Here is a 22,615-nt window from a genome sequence, read left to right as displayed (position 1 = left end):
GCCGTTGACCTGGGCATCCTGACCAGGACAACGAGGGCAGCCCCTGTTCGACGCCACTGCTTCTGCACGAACGGGGTTGACGCCTGCGTGGACCTGCGTGTGGAGGTCCACGAGGAGAAGGACACCGTCGAGACGACCGTTGCCGCCGCGTTCTCGGGCGAGAAGGACCAGGAGTTCGTCAGTGTCGAGGGGTACCCGAGCGTGACCATGGACTTCCCCGACTCGTGCAACCTGACCGTGTCCGTCTGCGATGAGCACTCGTTCTACGTGCAGGCCAGCGCGGACGAGGCCGTGCGAGGTGGCTGTTGGGGCTGGCGGGGTTGCCCCGGGTGAACGTCGTGGGGGTGGGGCGGATCGCGACGATGTCGTCGGGGTCCCGGGTACGCGAGCCTCAGTTCGCTGCGCGGGTCATGTGCGCGCGGGCACGCGGACCAGGAACCACGCACTGGCCGCTGGTGACGGCGAAGAAGCGTTCCAGGCCGGGTACGCACACCGAGACCGTGCTCACCCCGTTGGCCGCCTCGTGAAGGACGCGCCCGTAGGGGCGGTGCCCGTGGGCGGTGAGCACGCGCACCAACTCGGCCAGGTGCCCGGCAGGGGTCATGGGCGCGTTGGTGGAGGTGAAGGCGAGCACCCTCGCGGAGCCGAGGTGGGGGGTGAAATCGGCCCGGCCAGCGCGCAGGAGCGCAGGGTGGCGGGACAGCGCGGTGAAGTCGGTGGGAGGGTGCTCCTCGTTTTCAAAGATCGCGAGGACCTGCACGAACTCCTCCAACGCACGACGGGCGGCGTGCGCGGCGCACAGGGAGGCGCCGTACCCGGCCATGGGGTGGCCGTGGCGGGCGGGGGCGTAGGCGTGGAACGCCGGTATGCCGAGGTCGGTGGTCATGTCCAACAGCCACACCGGGGTGCCGGAGCGGGCCTGGGCTCGGGTGTGGAGCTGACGCAGGCCCTCGGGCAGACTCGTCGGGTCCACCACGCTGAGGGACTCCGGATGTGGGTCCAGGAAGGTGGAGGCGAGCAGCATCGAGAGGGCGTCACGTTCGACGGTCTCGGCCAGGGCGTGCACGAAGGCCTCGGTGTCCGTGGCGCCGATGGCGGTCCCGTTGTTGGTGCTGTAGCGCGCCACGGTCGAGTAGTCGAAGGTGTCGCCCAGGGCCCGGCGCTGGTCGGGGGTCGCGGAGAGGTAGGAGGGGGTGTGCAGGTAGACCGGCACGTCCATACGGGCACCGGACCCGTCCAGCGCGGTGTGGGTGCGGCAGGCCAGGGGTGTGGGCGGGGCGAGGGACAGCGGGCGTATCGCGGGGTCGGTGGCCAGTTCCTCGGACGCGAGTTCCTCGGAGGAACGCAGCACCAGTTGTTCGGCGGTGATGGCGTGGGCGTCGCTGTGGTGGTGTTCCAGGGCTTCGAAGAGCGCGCCCACGCGGGCTTGCTCGCTCTCGCCCTTGCCCGCCCCGACACCGGCCGGGGCGAGGGTGTCGTCGCTGCGGTGCAGGTGGCAGCGCCAGGCGCCGTCCAGGTCGCGCAAGCGGGCGTGCAGTCCGGTCTGGGCCAGGGTCTGCTCGGCGAGCTCAAGGGCCCGGTCCAGGGAGAAGGTGCGCTCTCCGGCCTGAGGGGTGCGGTGTGCCGGGGTGGAGGTGGTGGTCATCGCGCGGCCCGATGGGGGCAGTGCCTTTCAGGTCGGGTCGGGCACCGGGGTCCGGGGCGTTCCCTCGAAGGAAGGTGCCGCCCCGGACGTGGACTAGTCCTGCGCGTCGGTTTCCTGAGTCGACTGGGTCTGTTCGACCTGCTGGAGTTCCTGCTCCTCCAGGTCCGTCAGGCGGTTGTGGGGGCCGCCGCCGACTGAGTCCCAGGTTCGGATACCCATTATTGCCATCCTGTTCGCTCGGTCGCCATTCTGGCATTGAGGGAAATACCCGCGCCTCACCGGGACACAAACACAGACGATTGATATCGGGGGGAATATGAGGTTTGCGTGAATAGGCGGCGAATATGATGATCTGGGCACAACCTCGGCGACGCCGCGCGCGGCGGTGACCCATCGCTTCCACCCCTGCGGAACGCGGTGTTCGAGGAGTCCGAGGCACCCGGCCCCCACGGGCGGCGCCCATCCGGTGGCCTGTCTCGGCGCCGCGTTGGCCAAGGGTCAGGGGAAGTCATCGAACTCCCGGCTGACCCCGCACGCGCAGTAGGCCGAGCGCACGCGGGAATGGACCGGCGATTCTGGAATCCTACCGTCCCGTGCTTTAGTCCGGCGAAGTGAGCCGGGGCCGCCCCTTGAGTACCTGGAATTCGTGAATGCGCCCCATTGCACTCGGGACGTCGATAGTCTCCCGTGAGCAGTGACAACAGTGTGAATCCGGGGGCCACCGATGCGCGAGATCGAGACGAAGTACCGGGTGCGGGACCTGGAGGCGCTGCTGGTGGCGCTCAAGGAGGCCGGTGTGAAGGTGAGCGACCCCGTTCACCAGGACGACCTGGCGTACGCGCCCCGAGGCTGGGACCCCTCACAGGGCAAGCTGGGATTCACGTTCGCCCGGCTGCGCACCCAGGACGGCGAACACGTCGTCACCACGAAGACGCCCATGGCCACCGCCATGGAGTGCGTCGAGCACGAGACGACCGTCGGTGACCGAGAGGCGATGCACGGCGTGCTCACGAGCCTGGGCTACGCGCCCAACGTGCGCATCGCCAAAACCCGCCGTGCCGGAAGCGCGGGGGAGGTCTCCGTCTGTGTGGACGAGGTGGAGAGGGCCGGGGTCTTCCTGGAACTGGAGATCCTGGTCGATGACGACCGGGACGGCCGGGCCGCCCAGGACGACCTCGATGCCTGGGCCCGCGACCTCGGCGTGGACCTGGAGCGCACCACCGACACCTACGACATCCTCGTGCGCCCCTCCCAGTGATCTCACCTACCGCCCGGACGGACGGCCCCGTGCCCGCCAGACGACGAGCGGAGACCGTCGACGCGCGGGCTGGTCAAGCCTTCTCCGCGAACTCGTCGTGGGCCACCGCGTGGTGCATCGCCGCGTCCCGGCTCATGGAGTAGAGCACGACCCGAGCGGGCAGGTGGGCCAGCCGTCGACTCCGCTGTCGGTGCCGGTGAAACGGAGCTGACGGGCCATGCGCGCTCTCCTCAGTCCTCGAACAAGTGCATCGGTCCACCAAGCATGGTCCTCGTTCCCGGAGCTCTTCACTCAGGGATTCCGGGGCTGGGCGGGGTGAGAACCTGTGCGGCTCCGGAGGAGGTCGCACACTCCGGCGACGAGGGCGACCAGAAGCGCGACCGCCGCACACGCGATGATCGCCCAGGTAGGGCCGACGGCGGAGATCGCGGCTCCGGCGACCAGCCCCGCGGCGCCGTAGCCGATGCCCTTGGCGGCATACAGCGACGAGAAGGCGAAGCTCCAGTCCTGCGGGGGCACCTGCTCCTGGACCACGAGCGCGCGCGACATGAGCACGGGGACCTGGATGCTGCCCGCGGCGACGAAGAACGCACCCACCAGGTACGCCTCGTTCAGGACACTCACGAGGCCCACGCCACCCACGAGGACGCAGTAGACCAGGAGCAGCCCGGTGGCGTGCGCCCGCTGGCGGGGCCACCGGCGCGAACCGTAGACGAGACCGCCGAGGACCCCGACGGCCGACGCCGCGCCCAGGATGAGGCCGGGCAGCGCAGCGCCGGACCCCATCGCCATGAGCAGGGCCGGTAGCGCCACCGAGGCGGCTCCCAAGGTGAACATCGCGGCGCCGTCCTGGGCCAGGGAGGGCCAGAACTGCCACAGGCGACCGCTGCTCCGCTGCTTCGGGGCTTCCCCGGCCTGGTCAGAGGCCAGGAGGAGGGACTGACGCGGCAGGCCCAGGGCGGCCAGTCCGCCCAGGAACGAGGCCACGGCCATCGCACCGACCGGCCAGGTGCCCGCCCCGGCGGCGACGAGCACCCCGACCAGCGCGGGGGACGCCGCCCAGATCGTCGCGCTCACCGTTTCCTCCAGGCCCAGTGCCGCAGGTCGGGTGTGCGCGGGGACCATGCGTTGCAGGAGGCTACGCAACCCGCCGTAGGTGCCAGCGGACACGGCGCCGCCCAGGGCGGCCAGCAGAACCAGCAGGGCTACGGAGAACTGGTGGGCGAAGACGAACAGGAGCAGGAAGAACACGCCTTCGGCTCCCAGGACGAGCGCCGTCTCGCCACGGGGCGGCCGACGGTCGAACCTGCGTCCCATCCAACCGGCGGCGGCCGCCTCGGCCAGGGCGTGCGCGCTGACCAGGAGCCCGCCGACCAGGAAGGAACCGGTCACCGCGTATCCGAGGTAGACCAGGGCGAGCGGTGCCATGGCCACGGGCACACGCTGGAGGACCAGGACCACGGCCCACACGGTCAGACCGGGTGTGCGCAGAACGCTCACGTACCCCGCGAGGCCGCGCTTCTCCGTGGCCGGTATCGCCGGTGCGGGGGTCTCGTCGCCGTCGGTGCCGGCCTCTTGATCGTTCACGGTTGCGGCTTCCTTCGTGCGGCCAGGCGGGGGTGCGACTTTCTGGCACGGAGCGCCAGAGTCTCACCTCCCGCCGTGCGGCACAACGCCGTGGAGAACCGCGTTCCGCATGGCCGCGCGAGACCGACACGAACGATCAGCGACCGTGGGCGGTCTTCAGGTAGCTGAGGAACGACGCCTGCACTCCGGTGACGTGCGTCTCCTGGAACAGGGCATGGGTGACCTGCTCCGACCGGCCCTTGGCGTGCAGCTGTTCCACGACCGCGAGGACGTTGCGGGCCATCCCTCGGTAGAACGGGATCTCGCCCAGGAGCTCGGCCTCGTTCAGCGTGATGTGCAGCCGGGGCGCGGCTTCCTCCTCGGTGGGCTCCGGCAGGGCGTCGAGGAGGGTGAGGATCTGGCTGTCCGTGCTGGCCACACCGGGGCTGCCCGCACCGATGCTCGCGAAGAGCCCCGTGTCCCGCAGCCATGTGTAGAGCGCGAAGAGGCCCCCGTAGGAGTAGCCGAAGAGTCCGTGCCCGGAGTCGCTGACCCGCAGTCTCGACCGCAGGTGGGGGTGGAGTTCGTCGGTCAGGAAGTCGAGGAAGAGGTCGGCGCGGCACTCCGCGAGCTCCGCGAGGTAGGCGTCCACCTGCTCCTGGGTCATCGCACCCGACTCGCGAGCCGACTCCAGGGTCGCCAGCATGGTGTCCCCGGCGGGTTCCCCGGGCGGCACGAGGTCGCGGTTGCGAATCTGCGCCCAGTTCTCGGCCTCCTCGCCCGCGTACCCGATGCTCACCTGGATGTACGGGGCGATGGTCAGGTAGGGGTCCGCCTGGGCGACGATGAGGGGCGCGGTGAACCCGACGGTCCAGTTGCCGTCCAGCACGTAGAGGAGCGGCAGGGGTTCCGTGGAGTCCGCGTAGCCGGGGGGTGTGGTCACCCAGACGGCGTAGCGGCGCCCCGACTTCGCGGTCACCTCCAGGTACTCCGTGTCCTGCAGACAGCCGTGCAGCAACCCGCTCATCGGGTCTTCCCTTCGTCATGTGACCGTCCCGACGACGAGGTCGGCCGGGTCTGGATCAGCGAACACCCCGGGGCCGTGGAGCGGTCCCGCCGTTGGGCGGCCCGTCGACCGGCATCCCCGACGCGGGCCCTTGCGCTCGTCTCGCTCGAACCGAGGATGTCGGCGTCGCCACTGGTGAACGACGCCCGTGTCAGTCTCCGGACGTCCCGCCGCGAACACCCGCACCGTCGAACTCAACAGTGGTGAATTGGATGTGCGCTAACGTACTCAACAGTGGTGAAACTGTCAAAGGAGGCAACGTGAGAGCGCCGGTCGGGGAAGGGAAGCAGCGTCTCCTGGAGGCGTTGTTCGAGGAGTTCGGCCAGAACGGCCCCAGCCCGAACCTGTCGATGCGGCAGGTGGCGGAGCGGCTCGGCGTGCACCACACGTTGCTGACGTACCACTTCGGGTCGCGGCCGGGGCTGCTGCGTGCCGTGCTGCTGGAAGCACGCCGCCGCGACAACCTGGTCATCGCCGCGACCGGCGACGAACTCGGGTTCGTCGCCCTGTGCAGGGCCGTGTGGAGCTTCTACTCGGACCCGGCGCACGAGGACCGCACGCATGCCTTCTTCCACCTGGTCGGGCTCGCGGTCTACGAGCGGGAGGCGTTCCAGGAGCTCGTCGTCGACATCGACCACCTGGAGCGTCTTCTCGAAGCGGCGGCGCTGCGTGACGGAGCCACGGAGACCGATGCCAGGCAGCAGAGCATCATCGCGACCGCGTGCCTGCGAGGGCTGCTGCTGCAAAGGCTGCTGAGCCCGACCTCCGAGGTCGACGCCGCGGCCGAACGCTTCATCACCTCGCTGGCAGCGTTCCAGGGAGAGGGCCACGCACCGTCTACTCAGTAAATCAGCGCTGACTTCCCGGTCGCCTCATCCACGGTCTCACCCTCTTGGATCCTCGGGGAAGAGGCGAAGAGCGGGTTCTGGCCTCCATTGAGTGCAGTGGTGGTGAGGCAGATGGGGTGATTGTTGCGCACGATACTTGCAGGGCTTTGGTCCTGGAGTTGCGCTTGCTCCACAGGCAGCCTGAACAGGCACAACACGAACCGGACCCCGCCAGCGAGGTTGGCGGAGCCCGTCGCCCGAGGTTCGTTACTTGACGCGAATCGCATCCAGGAGTGCAGTCCACTCGGCTGAGCGGACACTCAAGAACCCAAGGTGTCGATTCTGTGTGTCTCGGATCAAGGTGATCGATCCCTCAGAGACCTCCACGCAACTACCACTGCCACCGCTGTGGCTAGCCTTGTGCCACGCGCGCTCATGCTTTTCAATCATGAGATTTGTCCACCAGTTCTTTCAGCATTCGGCGACTCTGCGCTTCCGGGAGCGCCTCCCCTTGGAGAAGGCCGAAGTTCGTGTCGCACTCCCGATACCTGTCCGGCTCGTTGATCACGATCTCTCCGGTCATGTACTCCGCAGAAGCAACGGGTTCCTTGTCTGAGAACGTGTAGAGCCTGAACGCGCCCCCGTTCCCGTAGTGACGGCCGGTCCCCGTCGGGATGATCTGCGCTCGCACCTTATCGGCATCGATGTCCGCGAGAAGCCTCTGCCACTGACCCAGCAGTACGGGCATGCCGAGGTTCCCCACTTGCTGGTGGAGGACGCCCTCCGTGAGGAGGAGGATGATCAGGGGCGCGACCTCATTGTCGAGGAGACTCTGCCGTTCCATCCTGGCCTGTACCAAGTGGTCGATCCTGAGCTTGCTCATCCCAGGGAAGGTGTCCTTGAAGACACCCCGCGCGTAGTCCTCCGTCTGAACAAGCCCTGGAATCACCAGTGGCTGAAACTCACGAATCTTGATGGCCGCAGCTTCGAGGTCCGGAAGCTCCACGAACCTCATCGGCGCGTCGACCAAGCGTTTGGCCCTCTCCCACGCCTTGATAACGAGACCGTTCGCCTTCACGATCTTGTCCAGTGCAGGAAGAACCTTCTTCGATGGGGCTCGTTTTCCTGTCTCCCAGTTCGAGTAGTAACCACTCGAAACGGTCAGCCCCTCGAAGACGTCACGTTGTCGCAGACCGGCCGCCTTGCGGCGCTCACGCAAGACTTCACCGAAGCTCCTCCATGCTGGGTCAATCTTGCGCTCAGCCATGACACCTCACCATCGGTATGCCAGGAAATCTTCGACCTCACCATGAATTAGAACACGCATTGAGAGACTTCGCCAACTATCCCAACTCACTGCCAAGTGGCGAGCACGCTTGAGCTCGGCCTTAGCCCCCCTCAAGGTGGACACATCGCATCGCCTGGCGAAGCAGATTGAAGCTTTCGCTTTCACGACATAATGCGACAAATGATCCATGACGTGATGCGAGAGGCGTCAGGAACTCCCTACTCCTGAGAACTCTGGTGACCTAGGTCGAGAGTCACCCAGGGGCAGGGGCCACCCCGAAGTACCGAGGTGAGACATTTGCAATCCATCCGGCACCGCAAAAGGGCATCAAACACCCATTTCGGTCGTTACCCCCGCGCAATCCGATTTTCCGAGCCCGCGCGCCACGGCATCCTGCTCGGACCCACCCGCGAATACCGAGCCCTCTCCTCCTGGTGCCGGAACATGCTGCCGGTCGAGGGCACCCGGCTGGCCCGCATCGCGCGCATCCTCGTCACCAACGCACACCAGCACTCCCGCTCAGGTCTGCCTGGGGGAACGGTCCGCATGGTCCTGGACCAGACCCGCCCCTTCCTCCCCCACCTTTACGTCACTGACCAGGGGCCACGGAATCCGGGCTCCCTCCAGTACCCGCAACTGAACCCCGGCGCAAGCACGTCCGGACTGGCAGCCCTCAACCACCTCGCCCTCTCCTGGACCCCCTCGTGGACCTGGGACGGCCACCGCATCCAGCAGACCACCGTCGAGGTCGTCCTCGACCTCAGCTGACACACGAGTCACCTCTGGCTCAAGGCACCCCCAGAAACAGAACCGAGGGCTGAGCACCCTGTGCGAAGCCCGTGCCCTCAGCTCACGCCATCAACTCACGACAACCTTCAGGAGAGCCGGTCGAACATGAACGCTGACCACTTGTCACCCCGACCAGAGCGGCGCACCCGAGCGTCCTCAGATCCGTGCACCCAGGTGCACGCCTTCACCGCGAACACTCACAGCCCTGCCCGATGCAGCACCCCTCAGTCATCTCAGGAACCGGTGATCCCCTCGCCCCGGCGGCCGATCGACTCCGTCCCCATGCAGGTTCTGGGGTTCGTCCTGGCCGGGCTGCAACGGTTGGCGGTGGCCACGTGAGCGGCGTTTTCTCCCCCGAACTCGCCCACCGCGAGGCCATGGTCCCGTTGGCGAGCTTCATCAAGCCCTTCCACGCTCACTACTTCTCCCGCGCCGAGGGCCCACCCTTCCGCAAACGCCGGTACTCCTTCGCCGGACTCCCCTGCCTCATGCCGCTGGTGCGGGCGTTCCTGGACACCAGTGCCGCTGAACGCTCCCTCGACTTCCGGTTCGTGTTCACGCTGCTGGGGTCGGAGTTGGCGAACAACTCCATCGCGCACTCTCTGTCGAGTGAGCACGGCAGTACCTTCACGCTCATCGTCGATCGAGGTGCGACCGGGATGACGTTGATCTGCCAGGATCAGGGCGCCCGGTACCCCATGGAGCCTGGGCCGTTCACCGCGGCTGACCTGGACACTCTCGACCCCGATGCGGGTCCCGGCAGCGGCCGGGGTCTGGGGCTGGTCAACGCGTTGGCGGACCGGTGGGGCGACAACGGCAACCCGAAGTTCCGACAGGTCTGGTTCCACCTCTCCTACGACCTCACCCACAACCCGTGGACGCAAACCAACACCGCAGAGGACAAGGTGGAGTGCTGATGTTGGACATCGACACCCGGGACCTGCTCGCAACCGCCGAGGACGCGTTGGCCGCCCCCGCTCATCTGACTCCCGCTCAGGTGGATGTGTGGCACAACCACACCCTGCGCAACCGCATCCCGGTGATCCTGGAGGCCCTACGGATCGCGCGGGAGGACAGCGATGGGGAACTAGCGGTCCGGTTGATCGACCAGGCCATCCACGACCACCCCTCACCCACACGGGTACCCGGCAACAGGCCCGTGGCAGGGAAGGTTCCGAAAGACAAGGACTCCAATCCCGGGCTCCCGGTCCCCGAACACGTGCTCTGCGCTCTGCTGCACAAGCACTGGAACATGACCGTCGAAGGCCAGGCTCCCAACGAAACCTTCGTGGCCCGCCGCCCCCTGGGCTGGACCGGTGACGGCGACCCCTACGAGCGCATCACCGCACCCAACCGCACCGAACTCCTGCGGCTGCTCGCCCACCGCCACCTCGGAGTCCACAGGGGCGATCCGGATCCTCCGCCCGCTGCCTGAGCCCCGAAGCCGTTCCACGAAAAAGCTCTGGCGGGTGCAGCAACACCCCCAGAGCAGGCCGACAGCTCAACCCCTTGAAGAGAAAGAGATTGCCGACATGGCCATTGTGCCGCACACCCACGCCCCGGACCACACGATCAACCGGCCCGACAACGAGCACCGGTGGCAGAGTCGCGTCTACCCCGGTCAGCTCTCCGAAGCCCGTCAGGTCCGCACCGACCTGCACACCGACCTCGCCAGTCTGCTCACCCTGCCGGTCGAAGCGAGGGAGAGCATGGTGTTGTGCGTGAGCGAGATGTTCGCCAACGCCTGCGACCACTCCCGTTCCGGACAGGACCCCGAGGGGAGGGTGGTCCGCACCCTCGACACGCCTCGCCCGAGGACGGTCCGGATCTCGGTCATCGACGACGGCACCCGCACCGATGCCTCCTCGGACTCCTCCCCGAAGGTCCCGCGCAGGCGTACCCGGAAGGAGTGGGATCAGGCCGAACGCGGCCGGGGCCTGCTTCTGCTCGGCCACCTCGCCACCCGATGGGGATTCCGGCCGGTGCTGGACTTCCCGTTCTGCGCGGGGCTGGGCACCGTCATCTGGGCCGAGTTCACCCTTCCCGTGCTGAACTGCGGCGGGGACTCCGCTGGTGGGGGTGCCCTGTGACCGGTCACGAACTCGACCCCAGCGTGCGCTCGGTCCTGACCGCGCCCCGAGGCCACCGCTTCCCCCGCACCGCCGCGCATCCACTGCGGGTCGTCCCGTGGCCACCCGCGTCACCGGAGTCACCTGCGCCCCCGCCGCTCCGAGTCGAAGCCCCCCAGGACCGGTACGCACGCCTGCTGCGCCAAATGCAGGGCAACCCCCGGGTGACCCACATGCTCGAACACGGTCCGGTGCCGCACTGGATGCTCGTGGCTCGCCAACAGCGTGAACAGAGGGCGAGGGAGGCCCGGGAAGCCGATGCCTCCGCTCGAGCCGAACCAGAACCCGTTCCTCCCAGGGGCCGCCACCGCGCACCCTGCCGGTGGTGGGGATGGCCCGCCACCGCCATCAGCTCCACCCTCTTCCTGGGACTCACCACCCTAGAGACCGTGGGTCGGAACCTGACCCACGCCATCGGCATCCTGGCCTGACCGGTGAGAAGACGGGGTCGGGCGACGAAGCCGTCGCCTGGCCCCTCCCCGCGTGCGCGGGAGGCAGCCTGCGATCCCGTTGACCGCAGGCTTGATGGCGGGTCCATCCCCGCGTGCGCGGGGAGCAGATCCCCAAGTGGGAAGTCCAGGTGACCGGAGTGGGTCCATCCCCGCGTGCACGGGGAGCAGGAGGCCGAGTTCATCAAGGCCACGGACGAGTGGGGTCCATCCCCGCGTGCGCGGGGAGCAGCCCGTCGGTACGACGTCTCGGTGGTGCCCACGCTGGGTCCATCCCCGCGTGCGCGGGGAGCAGGCCCGCCGGAATCGGCGCGCGATGCCTCTGTGGGGTCCATCCCCGCGTGCGCGGGGAGCAGTCTTCGTCATGCATACCCGATGCATGTCCCGCGGGTCCATCCCCGCGTGCGCGGGGAGCAGCGTGATGACGCCTGCAAGCACTGCGGGATGGTGGGTCCATCCCCGCGTGCGCGGGGAGCAGTTCGATCCTGCGATCCAATACCCCTCTGGCGTGGGTCCATCCCCGCATGCGCGGGGAGCAGTCTCTTTGACCTGCGCGTTTGTCAGCGGAAAGTCGCCAAATCTGCAAGTTGTTGAGAAACAGACATTTCACCCATCCGCGTGGCGACCTCTCCCGCTCTTTCTACCGCCCATCCGGCACTCACGACTACTCCGCTCCGCAGTCAACACCTACACAACGGGGCGCGGGACAATGTGTCTCCGCATCGAAAGACCGGCTGGACCAAGCACCATTGACCGGACGGAGGGACGTACCCAGTCGGGCACGCCCCTCCCACCTTCTCCCCCACCTGCGGCCGGTCAGTCCTTGGCGGTACTCTCCGGGGCCTCACCAGCGGCGGCTTCCTCAGTACCGCCCCCACCAGCCGAACCCCCGCCCGCGGCCGCTCGCGAACGGCGGTCGAGCTCGGCCAGGTAGGCGTTGTAGTCGTCCATGTCAGCATCGTCGGAACCACCACGGCGGCTGTGCCGCTCACGGCGGCGCTCCTGGCGCTCGTCGTCACGCGACCACTGCACCACCAGCGCCAGCATCACCATCACCGTGGGGATCTCACCCAGCGCCCAGGCGATACCCCCACCCGCGTACTGGTCGGCGGCCTGGTCGGTCATCCACGGGATGTCGAACTGCCCGTAGTACTGCATGGCCATCGGCGTGGCCTGCTCCATGATCGCGATGCCGAAGAAGGCGTGGAAGCCCATCGCCACGAGCAGGAGCAGGATCCGCAGCAGGAACGGGACCTTCCGGGGCGCCGGGTCGATGCCGACGATCACCCAGTAGAACAGGAAGCCCGACACCAGGAAGTGCACACCCATGAACAGGTGACCCAGGTGGTCGTTCATCAGGGTCGGGAACAGCGGCGTGAAGTACAGCGCGTACGGGCTGAACACGAAGATCGGCGCGGCCACGGCCGGATGGGTCACCGCCTTGGAGAAGCGGCTGTTCAGGAACGCGTTGAGCCACTCGCGCGGCCCCCGGTCGCCACGCTTCTCGACGGGCCGGAGGGCGCGCAGCGCCAGGGTGACCGGCGCACCCAGCACCAGGAGGATCGGCGTGACCATGGCCAGCACCATGTGCTGGATCATGTGCATGGAGAACATGATCATCGCGTAGGTCGCGAACCCGCTGAGCTGCACCGCGACGATGGTCAGCAGCCCCAGGAGGAAGGCGGCGGTGCGCCCGATCGGCCACCTGTCCCCGCGCTTGACCAGGCGCCGCACACCCCCGAGGTACAGGACCGCGGCGACCACGACGAACATGATGAAGAACAAGTCCGGCCGCCAGAGGGTGAGGACGTTCTCCAGGCTCATCGCGGGCGGGATGGCGAAGCCCAGGATCGCGGCGGCCGGGTCGACGGTGGTCTCGATCGGCGGTGAAGGCGGCGGCGTGCGCCCCAGGCCCACGGACACGCCGATGACGGCGGCCATGATCATGACCTCCGCCCCGGCCAGGCGCAGGAAGCTCCGGCGGCGGAAGGAGTAGCCCGCCTTCCCACCGGGAGCGGCGTCGATCCGGGTCAGCACCCGGGTGCGGTGGGCGTTGCCGAGGAAGCCCAGCACGACGAACAGCACGATCTTGACGAGGATGATCCGGCCGTAGTCAGTACCGAACAGGTCGTCCAGGGAGTACAGGCGGGCCATGGCGCTGGCGGCACCGCTGACCGCCACGCCGACGTAGGCCCACAGGGCCATCCGGCTGAACCGGTGCGCGGCGACGGCCGGTTCCTGGGCGTCCTTGCGCATGGCGTGGTAGGTGACCACGGCCAGCCCACCGACCCACGCGCAGATGGAGATCAGGTGCAGCGCCAGCCCGGTGACGGCGAGCTCGTGGGCGCCGGAGGAGGCGGCGTGGCCGGTGAGCGCGGGCGGGGTGACCGCCGCCAGCGACGCGACCAGCAGCCACAGGCCGCCGGTGGCCGTGGTGACGGTGCGGCCGAACAGCGCGATGCCGGTGACGATGAGGATCACGAACATGAGGGCGACGCCCGAGCCGACCGACCCGGCGAAGGCGGTGACCTCGTCGATGGTCACCTGGCCCGCGCGCCTGCCGAGGAACTCGGCGGCCTGGAAGTACAGCGTGCCCACGGCACCGAGGACCCACGCCAGGGCGGTCCAGGTTCCGGCACGCACGTAGCCGACGGCCTGCTGGGAGAGCTGGCCCTTCTCCGACCCGAGGAGGACGACCGCCATGAGCATGAGGCCGATGGTCAGGACGGCGGCGGTGTCCATGACCGTCTTGGCGATGGGCATGCCCCAGCGGACCACCTCGCCGGAGTCGAACCTCTCCATGCCGGGGATGATCTGCGCGAAGACCGCGCCGCCCAGGATGAGGGTGGCGCCCAGCGCCACCGTGCACACGAGCACGGCCGCCAGGGCGTAGACGGGGGCGTTCTCGGTGCCGGGGGCCTGGTCCTGGAGATCCTTGGGGGATGTGTCGTTCTGGGCGGGAGGAGCCACGCGCCACTCCGTCGTCGAGTTGGTCAACTTGCAGGTCAGCGCCCTCAGCCGCGATGGCCTCCGCACCGCCGTCCGTCGGACTCCGGCGGGGACCTGGCGCGGAGGGGACACCTCGACCCAGGTTAGTCCGTTTACTACACAGTGTCGGACTTGGGTCCGCTCGCCCACCCCCCTTGCGCCGGAAATCCCTTTCGCCGCGCATGCGCGCCCGGACCAGAAGTGACGTTTCCCCCTTCCTCGGAGGGCCTTCGCGATACGCTCGTTCTCCTACAGGAGGTCGCGGACCGCCCCCTCGTGCCCGTCGCCCCTCGCCGCCGTGCCCCCTCCACGGCCACCAGTTCCACGAACGCCGAGAAGCGTACGAAGGGGGAGGGCGATGCCCGAGTTCGACAGTGTCATCCGTTCCATGCGGACGGTGGTCCCCGGCGGGATCAGGTCAGCCAGTGTGGGGGTTCGGGACGGCCGTATCGAGGCGATCCGCCCCTACACGGCCAGGATGTCGGCGCGCGAGGTGGTCGAGCTCGGCCACACCGCCCTGCTGCCCGGCGCCGTCGACCTCGGCACCGGTGTGCACGCCCCCGGCGAGGAGCTACCGGACTCCTACCGGCGGGTCAGCGACGCCGCCCTGCGCGGCGGCGTGACCTGTGTGGTGGTCTCCCCCGCTCCGGCCCGCCCGGCGATCACCTGCGCCGACTCCCTCCAGGTCCACCAGCGGGCGGCGGCCGGGGCCGACGTCTCGGTGCTCTTCCTGGGCGGGGTCACCCAGGGCACCGGCCCACTGGACCTGGCGGACCTGCACGCCGGCGGGGTGGTGGCCTTCCAGGGGTCGCTGTCGGACGGCGGCGCACCGGACATGGCCGCCCTGGGCGACGCCCAGCTGCGCAAGGCCATGGCGGAGATCGCCACCCTCAACGGTCTGCTGATCATGCACGCCGAGGACGCCCGCGAGCTCGGGAGCCCGCCGGTGTCGGCGGAACAGCGTCCTCCCCGGGCCGAGCGGCGGGGCCTGGAGCGGGTGATCGCGGCGGCGCGCGTGGTGGGCGCGCGCACGCACGTGGCCCCCTTCACCGCCGCCGAGTGCGCGGCCCTGCTGGCGGCCGCGGGCGCGGTGGGGGTCGGCCTGACCGCGCACACCTGCCCGCACTACCTGTGCCTGCCCTCGGAGTTCCCCGGCCCGGAGTCCCCCGCGCACGCCTGCCGTCCCCCGTTGCGCTCGGACGCCAACCGCAAGGCGCTGTGGAGCTCCCTGCTGGAGCCCGACTCCCCGATCCGCACCGTCGGCTCGGGCCACCTGCCCGCCATCGGGCTGTTCACCCTGGAGTGGAGCCTGTCCGCGCTCTGGACGGCGGCGCGCCGACGCGGTCGCTCACTGCCGGATCTCGCGCGGTGGACCGCGTCGGCTCCCGCGGAGCTGCTGGGGCTGGGCACTCGGGGCCGTGTCCAGGAGGGGTACGACGCCGACCTGGTGGCCTTCGACGACCAGACGACCCTCGCGGTGCCGGGGAGCGACCCGAGCCCCTACGCCGGGATGCGCCTCACCGGGAGAGTGCGGCGCACGTGGGTCGCGGGGCGCCCGACCCGCTCCGAAGTACATCAGCGCTAGACCCGTGTCACACCACACACATCCGGCTTACAGCCTGTCAACATGGCAACGGAGGGCTATGCACATTGGCGATAGCGTGGACGCGCCTTCGCAGGTCACAGTGGGAGGTATCAATGGCGATACCAGTTGGAGGAATCGTGCGCATCGGCGTGCCCCGCGAGATCAAGAACCACGAGTACCGGGTGGCGATCACCCCTGCGGGTGTCCACGAGCTGACCCGTCGGGGTCATGAGGTCTTCGTCGAACACGACGCCGGGTTCGGTTCCTCCATCACGAACGAGGAGTACCTCGCGGCGGGCGCCAGCATCCTGCCCACCGCCGACGAGGTGTGGGCCGCGGGCGACCTGATCCTCAAGGTCAAGGAACCCGTCCCGGCCGAGTACCACCGCATGCGCCCGGGCCAGACCCTGTTCACGTACCTGCACCTGGCCGCCTCCCGTGAGTGCACGGACGCGCTGCTGGACCGCGGGGTCACCGGTATCGCCTACGAGACGGTGCAGCTGCCCGACGGTTCGCTTCCGCTGCTGGCCCCGATGTCCGAGGTGGCCGGAAGGCTCGCCTCGCAGGTGGGTTCGGTGACGCTCCAGCGGCCCAACGGCGGCCGGGGCGTGCTGATGGGCGGAGTCCCGGGGGTGCGCCCGGCCAACGTCACCGTGATCGGCGCCGGGGTGTCCGGGCTCAACGCCACCCAGATCGCGGTCGGCATGGGCGCGAACGTGACCGTGCTGGACCTGAACGTCGACAAGCTGCGCCACGTGGACTCGCTGTACCGGGGGCAGGTCAAGACGGTGGTCTCCAACGCCTTCGAGCTGGAGCTGTCCGTCCTGGAGTCCGACATGGTGATCGGCGCGGTCCTGGTGCCCGGCGCCAAGGCCCCCAAGCTCATCACCAACGAGCTCGTCTCCCGGATGCGTCCCGGCGCGGTGCTGGTCGACATCGCCATCGACCAGGGCGGCTGCTTCGAGGACTCCCGGCCCACCACGCACGACGACCCGACCTTCGCCGTGCACGACACCGTGTTCTACTGCGTGGCCAACATGCCGGGCGCGGTGCCGAACACCTCGACCCACGCCCTGACCAAGGACACCCTGAAGTACACGGTGGCCCTGGCGGAGAAGGGGTGGAAGCAGGCCCTGCGCGACGACCCGGCCCTGGCCGAGGGCCTCAACACCTTCGAGGGCGACCTGGTCTACGCCCCGGTGGCCGAGGCGCACGAGATGAAGTACCGCGAGCTCTCCGAGGTGCTCGCCTCCTAGGCACGCGTGTGGGGAGGGGGTCGTCCGTACGGGCGGCCCCCTCCTCGGTGTCGGAGCGGTGTCCGGGCTGGACGCACCCGTGCGACCTGGGTCCACGGTCGAATCCGCGCCCGCGAACGGGGTGGTCGGGCCGGTCGGGCGGGGGTACCGTCGAGGGGTGGCCCCTCCGACGGCGGGGCCCGTGACCGGGGCCCGAACACATGAGGTGGGACTGCAGTGACACACACCGGAGCGGTAACGGTGACCCGGATCGTCGAGCTCGAACTGGTGCGGCTGCGGCCGTCGCTGGCCGGGCGAGGCTCCGACGGCTCCGTTCCGGTGTTGGTCCGGGTGTCGGACGGTCGGGTGAGCGGCTGGGGCGAGGTGTCCCGTGCCACCCCGGAACAGTGGGAGGCGCTCGCGCGCGACTTCGCGCCCGCTCTCCTCGAACATCCCTGGCGGCGCCCGACCGAGGTGGCCGACGCCTTCGCGGACCTGCCCTGGGACCCGGCGCTGACCGGGGCCCTGGACACCGCCTGCTGGGACCTGTGGAGCCGTCAGCGCTCCACCCCGCTGGCGCACGCCCTGGGCGGGGAGCGTACGGCCCTCACGGCGGGGGCGACCCTGCCCCGGCAGGCGACCCTGGAGTCGGTGGTCACGGAGGTGAACCGGCGCGTCGGGGCGGGGTTCCGCCGGATCCGGCTGGAGGTCGAACCGGGTTGGGACACCGACGTGATCCGGGCCGTGCAGACGAGTTTCCCGTTCCTGGTCCTCCAGGTGGACGCGGGGGGACGCTACACGGAGTCCCCCGCCGACCTGGACGCGCTGCGGTCGTTGGACACCCTCGGGCTGCTGGCGATCGAGGATCCGTTCGCCCCCGGGGACCTCGGCGCGCACGCCCGCCTGTCGGCCGAGCTGCGCACCCCCGTGGCCCTGTACCGGTCGCTGTCCTCGGTGGAGGACCTGGGCGAGGCGGTCCTGGCCGAGGCGGGGCGCGCGGTGAACGTGGACCCGGCCCGGCTGGGCGGGTTGACGGCGGCGCGCCGCGCCGTGGACCGGGCGGTGGACGCGGGATGGGCGGTGTGGTGCGGTTCCTCGGCGGTGACCGGGGTGGGCCGCGCGGCGACGGTCGCGCTGGGTTCGCTGTCCGGGTCGACCCTGCCGGTGGAGATGCCCGGTTCCGGTCCGCGCGGTCGTGACCTGGTGGTTCCCCCCGTGCGCGCGCACGACGGCGTGGTGCCGGTGCCGCTCACGGAGAGCGGGCTGGGGCACGACGTGGACCGGGTGGCACTGGCCGGGTACACGGCGAGGACGCTGGTGCTGGACGCGCGTTCGGATCGGACGCCGGGCACCACCCCATAACCGAACGCCGTTAGGTATCCTGGCGCTTCCGTGTCCGGCCCCCGACACCGGACCACGACGCACGTGGAGGCGTGGTGCGCGTATTCGCCGACGTCCATGAGGTCGCCGCCGCCCAGGGCGAGCACCTGGGCCGTACCGACTGGCTGACCATCACCCAGGACCGTGTCGACCTCTTCGCCGACGCGACCGACGACCACCAGTGGATCCACCAGGACGCCGAGCGCGCCGCCGAGGGCCCCTTCGGAGCCACCATCGCGCACGGCTACCTGTCGCTGTCACTGCTGGCGCACTTCTCCCAGAGCATCCTCTCCCTCATCGAGAAGCCGCGGATGTCCATCAACTACGGCCTCAACAAGGTGCGCTTCCTCCAACCCGTGACGGTGGGCTCGCGGGTGCGGGACGCGGTGACGCTCGGAGAGGTGCGGCGGACTCCGAAGGGCTACCTGGTCTCGACCGGGCACACCGTGGAGATCGAGGGGCAGGAGCGCCCGGCCCTGGTCGCGGAGGCCCTGGGCCTCTGGGTTCCCTAGCCAGGGGTCAGGGCACGGGAGGAGGCCCCGTCCGGTGCCGACCAGCGGACGAGGCCTCCTCCAACGGCGACCTAGCGGGCCACGCGTCGCAGGGCGCGGCGGACCAGCCCGGGCGTGAACCAGCGCAGCTTGCGTTCGGCCCGCTCCGCCCTCCGGCGCATGCGGTCGCTCCGGGCCCTGGCCTGCTCCAGCTCGGCGAGGAGCCGGGCCACGTCCTGCTCGGTGTCCTCCTCCGGCCGCGCGGCCGACGGGGCCTCCAGCCGGGCCTCCTCCTCGTCCGTGGCGTGGACCAGGTCCGTCGCGGGCATCCAGTGGATGCCGTGGACCTCCTCCACCAGGCGGTCCAGGTCCCGGCCGGTCGCCTCGGGGTCGAGGTGGCGGGCGCGGGCGAAGGCGGCGGTCCGCTCCAGGCGCAGCATCCCCTCCTCCGCCGTGAGCGCGCCCGGCATGGGCGCGCAGAGCAGCCCCACCGCGTGGGTGTCGCAGGCCCGCACCATCTCCGCCAGGGCCTTGGGGAACGGTTCCGTCCCCGCCTCCAGGTACAGCCGGAAGGGCACGCGCGGGTCCGTGCCCGGCTGGCTCTCGACGAACCGCACGCGCGGGTCGCCCCGGAAGCTCTCGTGGGCCAGCCGTAGGTCGAGGGCGTCCTCCTCCAGCGGAGAGCGACGCTCCTCGTGCAGTTCGCTCCACGGGCCCACCATCCACAGACGCAGGTCCGGGGTGGAGCCGGCCAGCAGCGCCCTGGCGGTGGTGTCGATCTCCTCCAGGGTGTGGCCCCCGGCGTTCAGCACGACGTCGACCAGCGGGACCTCCCACTGCCGCTCGGGCTGCTTGCGGCGCAGGTGGAAGTCGGGGACCCGGTTGGCCACGTACGGCATCCGATAGCGGGTCCCCGCGTTCCGCTTCTCCTGCATCTGGGAGCGCCCCAGGTGCCAGCTGCTGGTCTCCAGGTCCGGGACGAACACCGCGCCGCGCTGGGCCACCCGGTGGCCGAACTCGCTGTCCCCGCCCAGGATCATGGCCGGGTCCAGACCGCCCGCCGCGTCGAACAGGCTCCGGTGCAGCGAGCCCGTCGCCCCCACGTACACCTTGAAGGCCTCGTGGTGGGCCGAGCGCAACCCGTCGTGCCGGTCGATGAACCGCTCGACCCAGTGCGGGTCCGCGCTGTCCCGGTCGAAGAGCTCCCCGGCGCGTCCGGCGGCGACCTCGTCCCGGACGTGCTCCGGGGTCATCGCCGCCGGGTCGAAGTCCACGAACATCTTGTGGCCCATGACCACGGCGTAGTCCACCACGTGGTGCCAGCGCATCTGGGACTCCACGTGCTCGCGGTAGACGAGCATGTCGGCGTCCAGACGCAGGATCACCTGGCCGGTCGAAGCCGCGACCCCCGTGTTGACGGCGTGCGCCGAACCCCAACCGCCGGGATCGGAGGTGATCAGCCGGGTGTTCTCCGGGCGGACGGGCGGCAGCACGAGGGGCTCGGGCGTCCCGTCGTCCACCACGACCACCTCCATGAGGTCGGCCGGATAGCTCTGGCCCGCCAGCGAGGCCAGCACCAGTGCCAGCTTCTCGGGCTGACCGTGCGCCGGGATCACCACGCTCACCGACAGCGTCGGCGTCCACTCGCCCACCGACGGCGGGTCCAGCCGCGCGTAGTCGTTGCGGAACACCTGGGGCTGGCTCCGCGTCACTGTCGGAGGCACCTCGCGCTCCCCTCCCCGGGGCTGACTCTGTTCCGGGATCCCGACCCGCACCCGCGTGTCGGGACGTTCCCCCGCCTGACGTTCCGAGACGTTGTCCGCACTGGTCACGACTGTCCTCCCGTGTACTCGGTGGTCCGGAGCAGGGTCCGCGCGGGGCCCGGGACCGGCTGACCCAGCGGGGCGGGCGCGCCCTCCAGCAGGGCGCTCGGCCGCCAGCCGGACCACTGCCGGGTGCTCCTGCGAAGGAAGTAGCCCATGTCGGCGCCCCAGGTGTGCCCCTGACCGGCCCGCCGGAGCAGGTAGCCGAGGCCGTGGGTCCGGTAGATCCGCCCGCTGTTCCGGCGGACCGCCAGCAGCAGCTGGCTGTCGATCGCCCTGGGCAGGGGCCGGAACCCGCCGACGTCGCGCAGCACGGAGCGGTCGACCACGATCGTGCTCCCCACCACGTCCGGGGAGGGCTTCTCCGTCTGGTAGCTCCGCCACACGGTGAGGTCGAGTTCCTCCAGGTACACCAGGTCCTGGGTGACGCCGACCAGGTCGGCGCAGGCGTAGGTGCGCGCCATGAGCATGTCCGCGAGGTGGTCGGGGCCGTACCAGTCGTCGTCGTCCCACTTGGCGATCACGCTGCCGGACGTGCGGTCCACCGCGTCGTTGAGCACCGAGCCGAACACCTGGTCCGCCGGAGCTTCGTACACCGTGACCGGGATACCCGTCGCGGCGAACTCCGCGACGGCCGACCCGACCTCGGGCACATCGGCGGAGAACCCGTGCAGGGCCAGGACCAGCTCGAACCGCACCCCGCGCTGCCGGGCCACCTGGGCCAGCGCAAACCCCACGAGCTCGGGCCGCCGGGTGCACAGCATCACCGACACCAGGGGTTCCGGCGGCACCGGGACCCCCACCCGAGCGGCCAGGGTGCGCCAGCGGGCCAGCTGGCCGTGGGTGCCCAGAGCGGCGCGGCGCAGCCGAACGCTGTGCTCCTCCCTGCTCAGGGGATCGGCCAGCTCTGTGGCCTCCCTGCTGGTGAGCACGGCGGTGAGTTCCGGTCCGAGCCCCGCGGCCCAGTCCGGGACCGGCCCGCTGACCACGGGTATCCCGCCGGCGGCCAGCGCGACGACCGCTCGGACGACGGTGACCGGCTTCGCGTGCCCGGACCAGTCCACGCGTACTCCGCGCAGGTAGCGGGCGCGGCCGATGTCCAGGTCGGTGAGCGTGCCGTCCCCGGGGACGGCGAACAGCACCTTCTCCCCCTCGCGGACGACGGTGCGTCCGCCCCGGACCGACAGGTCGCCCAGGGGACCGCCGGCCTTTTTGGTGAAGCCGATGGGGTTCACGCTCTGCTCGTCGACCGGTGCCAGCGCGGTGACGGGGTCGGGTTCGTCGACTCCGGCCCCGGAGCGCGGGAGGTCCAGGTGCGGGACGACGGCGTCCTCCCACAGCGGGAGCTCCCGGTCCGAGGTGCGGACCACGAGGTCGGCCACGGGCGAGACCCTGCGCAGCGGTACGGGGCCGGTCGCGCTCACCCCGGTGGCGGCGACGTCGCCCGGCCGCCAGCGCGCCCCGCCCCCGCCGTGCACCCCCGCCAGGGGTGTGGGCCGGAGGCCGCGCCGCCCGCCGGTGGTCCCGTGCAGGACGCAGTCGAGCGCCGGGCCGGTCTCGACGGTGTTCGGGAAGTACAGCTCGCAGATCCAGCCGCGTTTGCCCAGGCGGCGGACGCGCATCTCCAGGAGGTCGTTCCACTCGTCGATGCCCGGCGGGCACGGGACGAGCGGGCCGTGGTGCCCGGGGGTGTCGGCGACCACGACGACCAGGTGGACGGTGGCGGGCAGGGCGTTGACGGTGATGAGGACGCGACGCAGGTCGGTGAGGCTGGCGGCCACCACCGCGACGAGTCCGACCGCCTCGGGCTCGTCCTCCCCGCCCACCCGGGCGACCTCGAACGGTTCACCGAGCGGGTGGGCGTCGAGGTCGACCACGAGGTCGTCGGGTCGCAGCCGCAACCCGGAGAGTGCCTTGAGGGTCGACTCGTGGTCCCCGGTGTGGCAGAGGACCGCTGGTTCGTCACCGCGTGTGCGCAACGCCTGGCGTAGGACTGAGTGGATCATCGGGCGACCCCGGGGTTCGGAGTGAGTGAAGGCACGAACCGGCCCTCACCGGTCACGCCGCCCACCCTAGCCACTCCGGTCACAGATGGT

General features: G+C 70.0%; 19 protein-coding genes, 1 pseudogene and 1 CRISPR repeat array. Of the genes and pseudogenes, 11 read left to right on the top strand and 9 right to left on the bottom strand.

The window, feature by feature from the left end:
- Positions 1-333, top strand: a pseudogene (locus ACRWK8_RS21475) (hypothetical protein); the annotation flags it as partial.
- Positions 334-391: 58 nt separating this feature from the next.
- On the opposite strand, the gene ACRWK8_RS21470 reads toward ACRWK8_RS21475, so the two are convergent.
- Positions 392-1,645: a YcaO-like family protein gene (locus ACRWK8_RS21470; protein WP_431872475.1), complete on the bottom strand. Its 1,254-nt coding sequence runs from the start codon at positions 1,643-1,645 to the stop codon at positions 392-394.
- Positions 1,646-1,738: 93 nt separating this feature from the next.
- Positions 1,739-1,864 carry a hypothetical protein gene (locus tag ACRWK8_RS21465; RefSeq protein WP_352388587.1) on the bottom strand — a complete coding sequence of 42 codons (126 nt, stop codon included), beginning with the start codon at positions 1,862-1,864 and terminating at the stop codon, positions 1,739-1,741.
- Positions 1,865-2,369: 505 nt separating this feature from the next.
- On the opposite strand from ACRWK8_RS21465, the gene ACRWK8_RS21460 reads away from it, so the two are divergent.
- Positions 2,370-2,903: a class IV adenylate cyclase gene (locus tag ACRWK8_RS21460; protein ID WP_431872473.1), complete on the top strand. Its 534-nt coding sequence runs from the start codon at positions 2,370-2,372 to the stop codon at positions 2,901-2,903.
- Between the two features lie 291 nt (positions 2,904-3,194).
- On the opposite strand, the gene ACRWK8_RS21455 is transcribed toward ACRWK8_RS21460, so the two are convergent.
- Positions 3,195-4,490 carry an MFS transporter gene (locus tag ACRWK8_RS21455; RefSeq protein WP_431872471.1) on the bottom strand — a complete coding sequence of 432 codons (1,296 nt, stop codon included), beginning with the start codon at positions 4,488-4,490 and terminating at the stop codon, positions 3,195-3,197.
- A 136-nt stretch (positions 4,491-4,626) separates the two neighbouring features.
- Positions 4,627-5,496, bottom strand: coding sequence for an alpha/beta hydrolase (locus ACRWK8_RS21450; RefSeq protein WP_431872469.1), 870 nt, complete (start codon positions 5,494-5,496; stop codon positions 4,627-4,629).
- A gap of 299 nt (positions 5,497-5,795) precedes the next feature.
- On the opposite strand from ACRWK8_RS21450, the gene ACRWK8_RS21445 reads away from it, so the two are divergent.
- On the top strand, positions 5,796-6,383 hold the full coding sequence (locus ACRWK8_RS21445) for a TetR/AcrR family transcriptional regulator (RefSeq protein ID WP_431872467.1): 588 nt from the start codon (positions 5,796-5,798) through the stop codon (positions 6,381-6,383).
- A gap of 246 nt (positions 6,384-6,629) precedes the next feature.
- On the opposite strand, the gene ACRWK8_RS21440 is transcribed toward ACRWK8_RS21445, so the two are convergent.
- The gene (locus ACRWK8_RS21440; RefSeq protein ID WP_431872465.1) at positions 6,630-6,812 is read right to left on the bottom strand and encodes a DUF397 domain-containing protein; all 183 of its coding nucleotides are present in this window, start codon (positions 6,810-6,812) and stop codon (positions 6,630-6,632) included.
- Positions 6,805-7,629: a helix-turn-helix domain-containing protein gene (locus tag ACRWK8_RS21435; protein ID WP_431872463.1), complete on the bottom strand. Its 825-nt coding sequence runs from the start codon at positions 7,627-7,629 to the stop codon at positions 6,805-6,807. Before ACRWK8_RS21435 ends, ACRWK8_RS21440 begins: the two co-directional genes overlap by 8 nt.
- A gap of 465 nt (positions 7,630-8,094) precedes the next feature.
- Here ACRWK8_RS21435 and ACRWK8_RS21430 point away from each other — a divergent pair, with 465 nt between their 5' ends.
- The 4 genes from ACRWK8_RS21430 (at position 8,095) to ACRWK8_RS21415 (ending at position 10,529) form a co-directional block, all read left to right on the top strand.
- A complete protein-coding gene (locus ACRWK8_RS21430; protein ID WP_431872461.1) occupies positions 8,095-8,418 on the top strand; it encodes an ATP-binding protein in 324 nt (107 codons plus the stop codon).
- 398 nt (positions 8,419-8,816) lie between these two features.
- Positions 8,817-9,356 (top strand): ATP-binding protein, encoded by a 540-nt coding sequence (locus ACRWK8_RS21425; RefSeq protein WP_431872479.1) that lies wholly within the window; start codon positions 8,817-8,819, stop codon positions 9,354-9,356.
- Positions 9,356-9,874, top strand: a complete 519-nt coding sequence (locus ACRWK8_RS21420; protein ID WP_431872459.1) for a hypothetical protein — start codon at positions 9,356-9,358, stop codon at positions 9,872-9,874. The genes ACRWK8_RS21425 and ACRWK8_RS21420 overlap by 1 nt, the downstream gene beginning before the upstream one ends.
- A gap of 97 nt (positions 9,875-9,971) precedes the next feature.
- On the top strand, positions 9,972-10,529 hold the full coding sequence (locus ACRWK8_RS21415) for an ATP-binding protein (RefSeq protein ID WP_431872457.1): 558 nt from the start codon (positions 9,972-9,974) through the stop codon (positions 10,527-10,529).
- 508 nt (positions 10,530-11,037) lie between these two features.
- Positions 11,038-11,556: a CRISPR direct-repeat array (repeat unit 29 nt; unit sequence GGGTCCATCCCCGCGTGCGCGGGGAGCAG).
- A gap of 277 nt (positions 11,557-11,833) precedes the next feature.
- Here ACRWK8_RS21415 and ACRWK8_RS21410 read toward each other — a convergent pair.
- Complete coding sequence (locus tag ACRWK8_RS21410) at positions 11,834-13,987, bottom strand: bifunctional copper resistance protein CopD/cytochrome c oxidase assembly protein (protein ID WP_431872455.1); 2,154 nt, start codon at positions 13,985-13,987, stop codon at positions 11,834-11,836.
- A gap of 376 nt (positions 13,988-14,363) precedes the next feature.
- On the opposite strand from ACRWK8_RS21410, the gene ACRWK8_RS21405 reads away from it, so the two are divergent.
- The 4 genes from ACRWK8_RS21405 to ACRWK8_RS21390 all read left to right on the top strand — a co-directional run bounded on the left by ACRWK8_RS21405 (position 14,364) and on the right by ACRWK8_RS21390 (position 18,717).
- Complete coding sequence (locus ACRWK8_RS21405) at positions 14,364-15,590, top strand: dihydroorotase (RefSeq protein WP_378737155.1); 1,227 nt, start codon at positions 14,364-14,366, stop codon at positions 15,588-15,590.
- Between the two features lie 137 nt (positions 15,591-15,727).
- Positions 15,728-16,846, top strand: a complete 1,119-nt coding sequence (gene ald / locus ACRWK8_RS21400) for an alanine dehydrogenase (protein ID WP_378737611.1) — start codon at positions 15,728-15,730, stop codon at positions 16,844-16,846.
- A gap of 216 nt (positions 16,847-17,062) precedes the next feature.
- Entirely contained in the window at positions 17,063-18,187 is a 1,125-nt protein-coding gene (locus ACRWK8_RS21395) for an enolase C-terminal domain-like protein (protein WP_378737157.1), read from the top strand.
- Between the two features lie 74 nt (positions 18,188-18,261).
- Complete coding sequence (locus tag ACRWK8_RS21390) at positions 18,262-18,717, top strand: MaoC family dehydratase (RefSeq protein ID WP_378737613.1); 456 nt, start codon at positions 18,262-18,264, stop codon at positions 18,715-18,717.
- Positions 18,718-18,788: 71 nt separating this feature from the next.
- Here ACRWK8_RS21390 and ACRWK8_RS21385 read toward each other — a convergent pair whose 3' ends face one another.
- Complete coding sequence (locus ACRWK8_RS21385) at positions 18,789-20,420, bottom strand: glycosyltransferase family 2 protein (RefSeq protein ID WP_431872452.1); 1,632 nt, start codon at positions 20,418-20,420, stop codon at positions 18,789-18,791.
- A gap of 104 nt (positions 20,421-20,524) precedes the next feature.
- Entirely contained in the window at positions 20,525-22,525 is a 2,001-nt protein-coding gene (locus ACRWK8_RS21380; RefSeq protein WP_378737162.1) for a glycosyltransferase family 2 protein, read from the bottom strand.
- Positions 22,526-22,615 lie beyond the last annotated feature (90 nt).

The organism is Nocardiopsis eucommiae, from assembly GCF_965344335.1.
In the GTDB taxonomy this organism is placed as follows: domain Bacteria; phylum Actinomycetota; class Actinomycetes; order Streptosporangiales; family Streptosporangiaceae; genus Nocardiopsis; species Nocardiopsis eucommiae.
Note: the sequence above shows the minus strand (reverse complement) of the source record. Positions and strands in the feature narration are given on the sequence as shown.

What these genes read in the sequence shown, in the direction of transcription:
- ACRWK8_RS21460 (WP_431872473.1), top strand. Translation starts at nt 2,370, where the DNA reads ATGCGCGAGATCGAGACGAAGTACCGGGTGCGGGACCTGGAGGCGCTG.
- ACRWK8_RS21465 (WP_352388587.1), bottom strand. Translation starts at nt 1,864, where the DNA reads ATGGGTATCCGAACCTGGGACTCAGTCGGCGGCGGCCCCCACAACCGC.
- ACRWK8_RS21435 (WP_431872463.1), bottom strand. Translation starts at nt 7,629, where the DNA reads ATGGCTGAGCGCAAGATTGACCCAGCATGGAGGAGCTTCGGTGAAGTC.
- ACRWK8_RS21380 (WP_378737162.1), bottom strand. Translation starts at nt 22,525, where the DNA reads ATGATCCACTCAGTCCTACGCCAGGCGTTGCGCACACGCGGTGACGAA.
- ACRWK8_RS21470 (WP_431872475.1), bottom strand. Translation starts at nt 1,645, where the DNA reads ATGACCACCACCTCCACCCCGGCACACCGCACCCCTCAGGCCGGAGAG.
- ACRWK8_RS21420 (WP_431872459.1), top strand. Translation starts at nt 9,356, where the DNA reads ATGTTGGACATCGACACCCGGGACCTGCTCGCAACCGCCGAGGACGCG.
- ACRWK8_RS21440 (WP_431872465.1), bottom strand. Translation starts at nt 6,812, where the DNA reads ATGATTGAAAAGCATGAGCGCGCGTGGCACAAGGCTAGCCACAGCGGT.
- ACRWK8_RS21415 (WP_431872457.1), top strand. Translation starts at nt 9,972, where the DNA reads ATGGCCATTGTGCCGCACACCCACGCCCCGGACCACACGATCAACCGG.
- ACRWK8_RS21450 (WP_431872469.1), bottom strand. Translation starts at nt 5,496, where the DNA reads ATGAGCGGGTTGCTGCACGGCTGTCTGCAGGACACGGAGTACCTGGAG.
- ACRWK8_RS21430 (WP_431872461.1), top strand. Translation starts at nt 8,095, where the DNA reads ATGCTGCCGGTCGAGGGCACCCGGCTGGCCCGCATCGCGCGCATCCTC.
- ACRWK8_RS21425 (WP_431872479.1), top strand. Translation starts at nt 8,817, where the DNA reads ATGGTCCCGTTGGCGAGCTTCATCAAGCCCTTCCACGCTCACTACTTC.
- ACRWK8_RS21405 (WP_378737155.1), top strand. Translation starts at nt 14,364, where the DNA reads ATGCCCGAGTTCGACAGTGTCATCCGTTCCATGCGGACGGTGGTCCCC.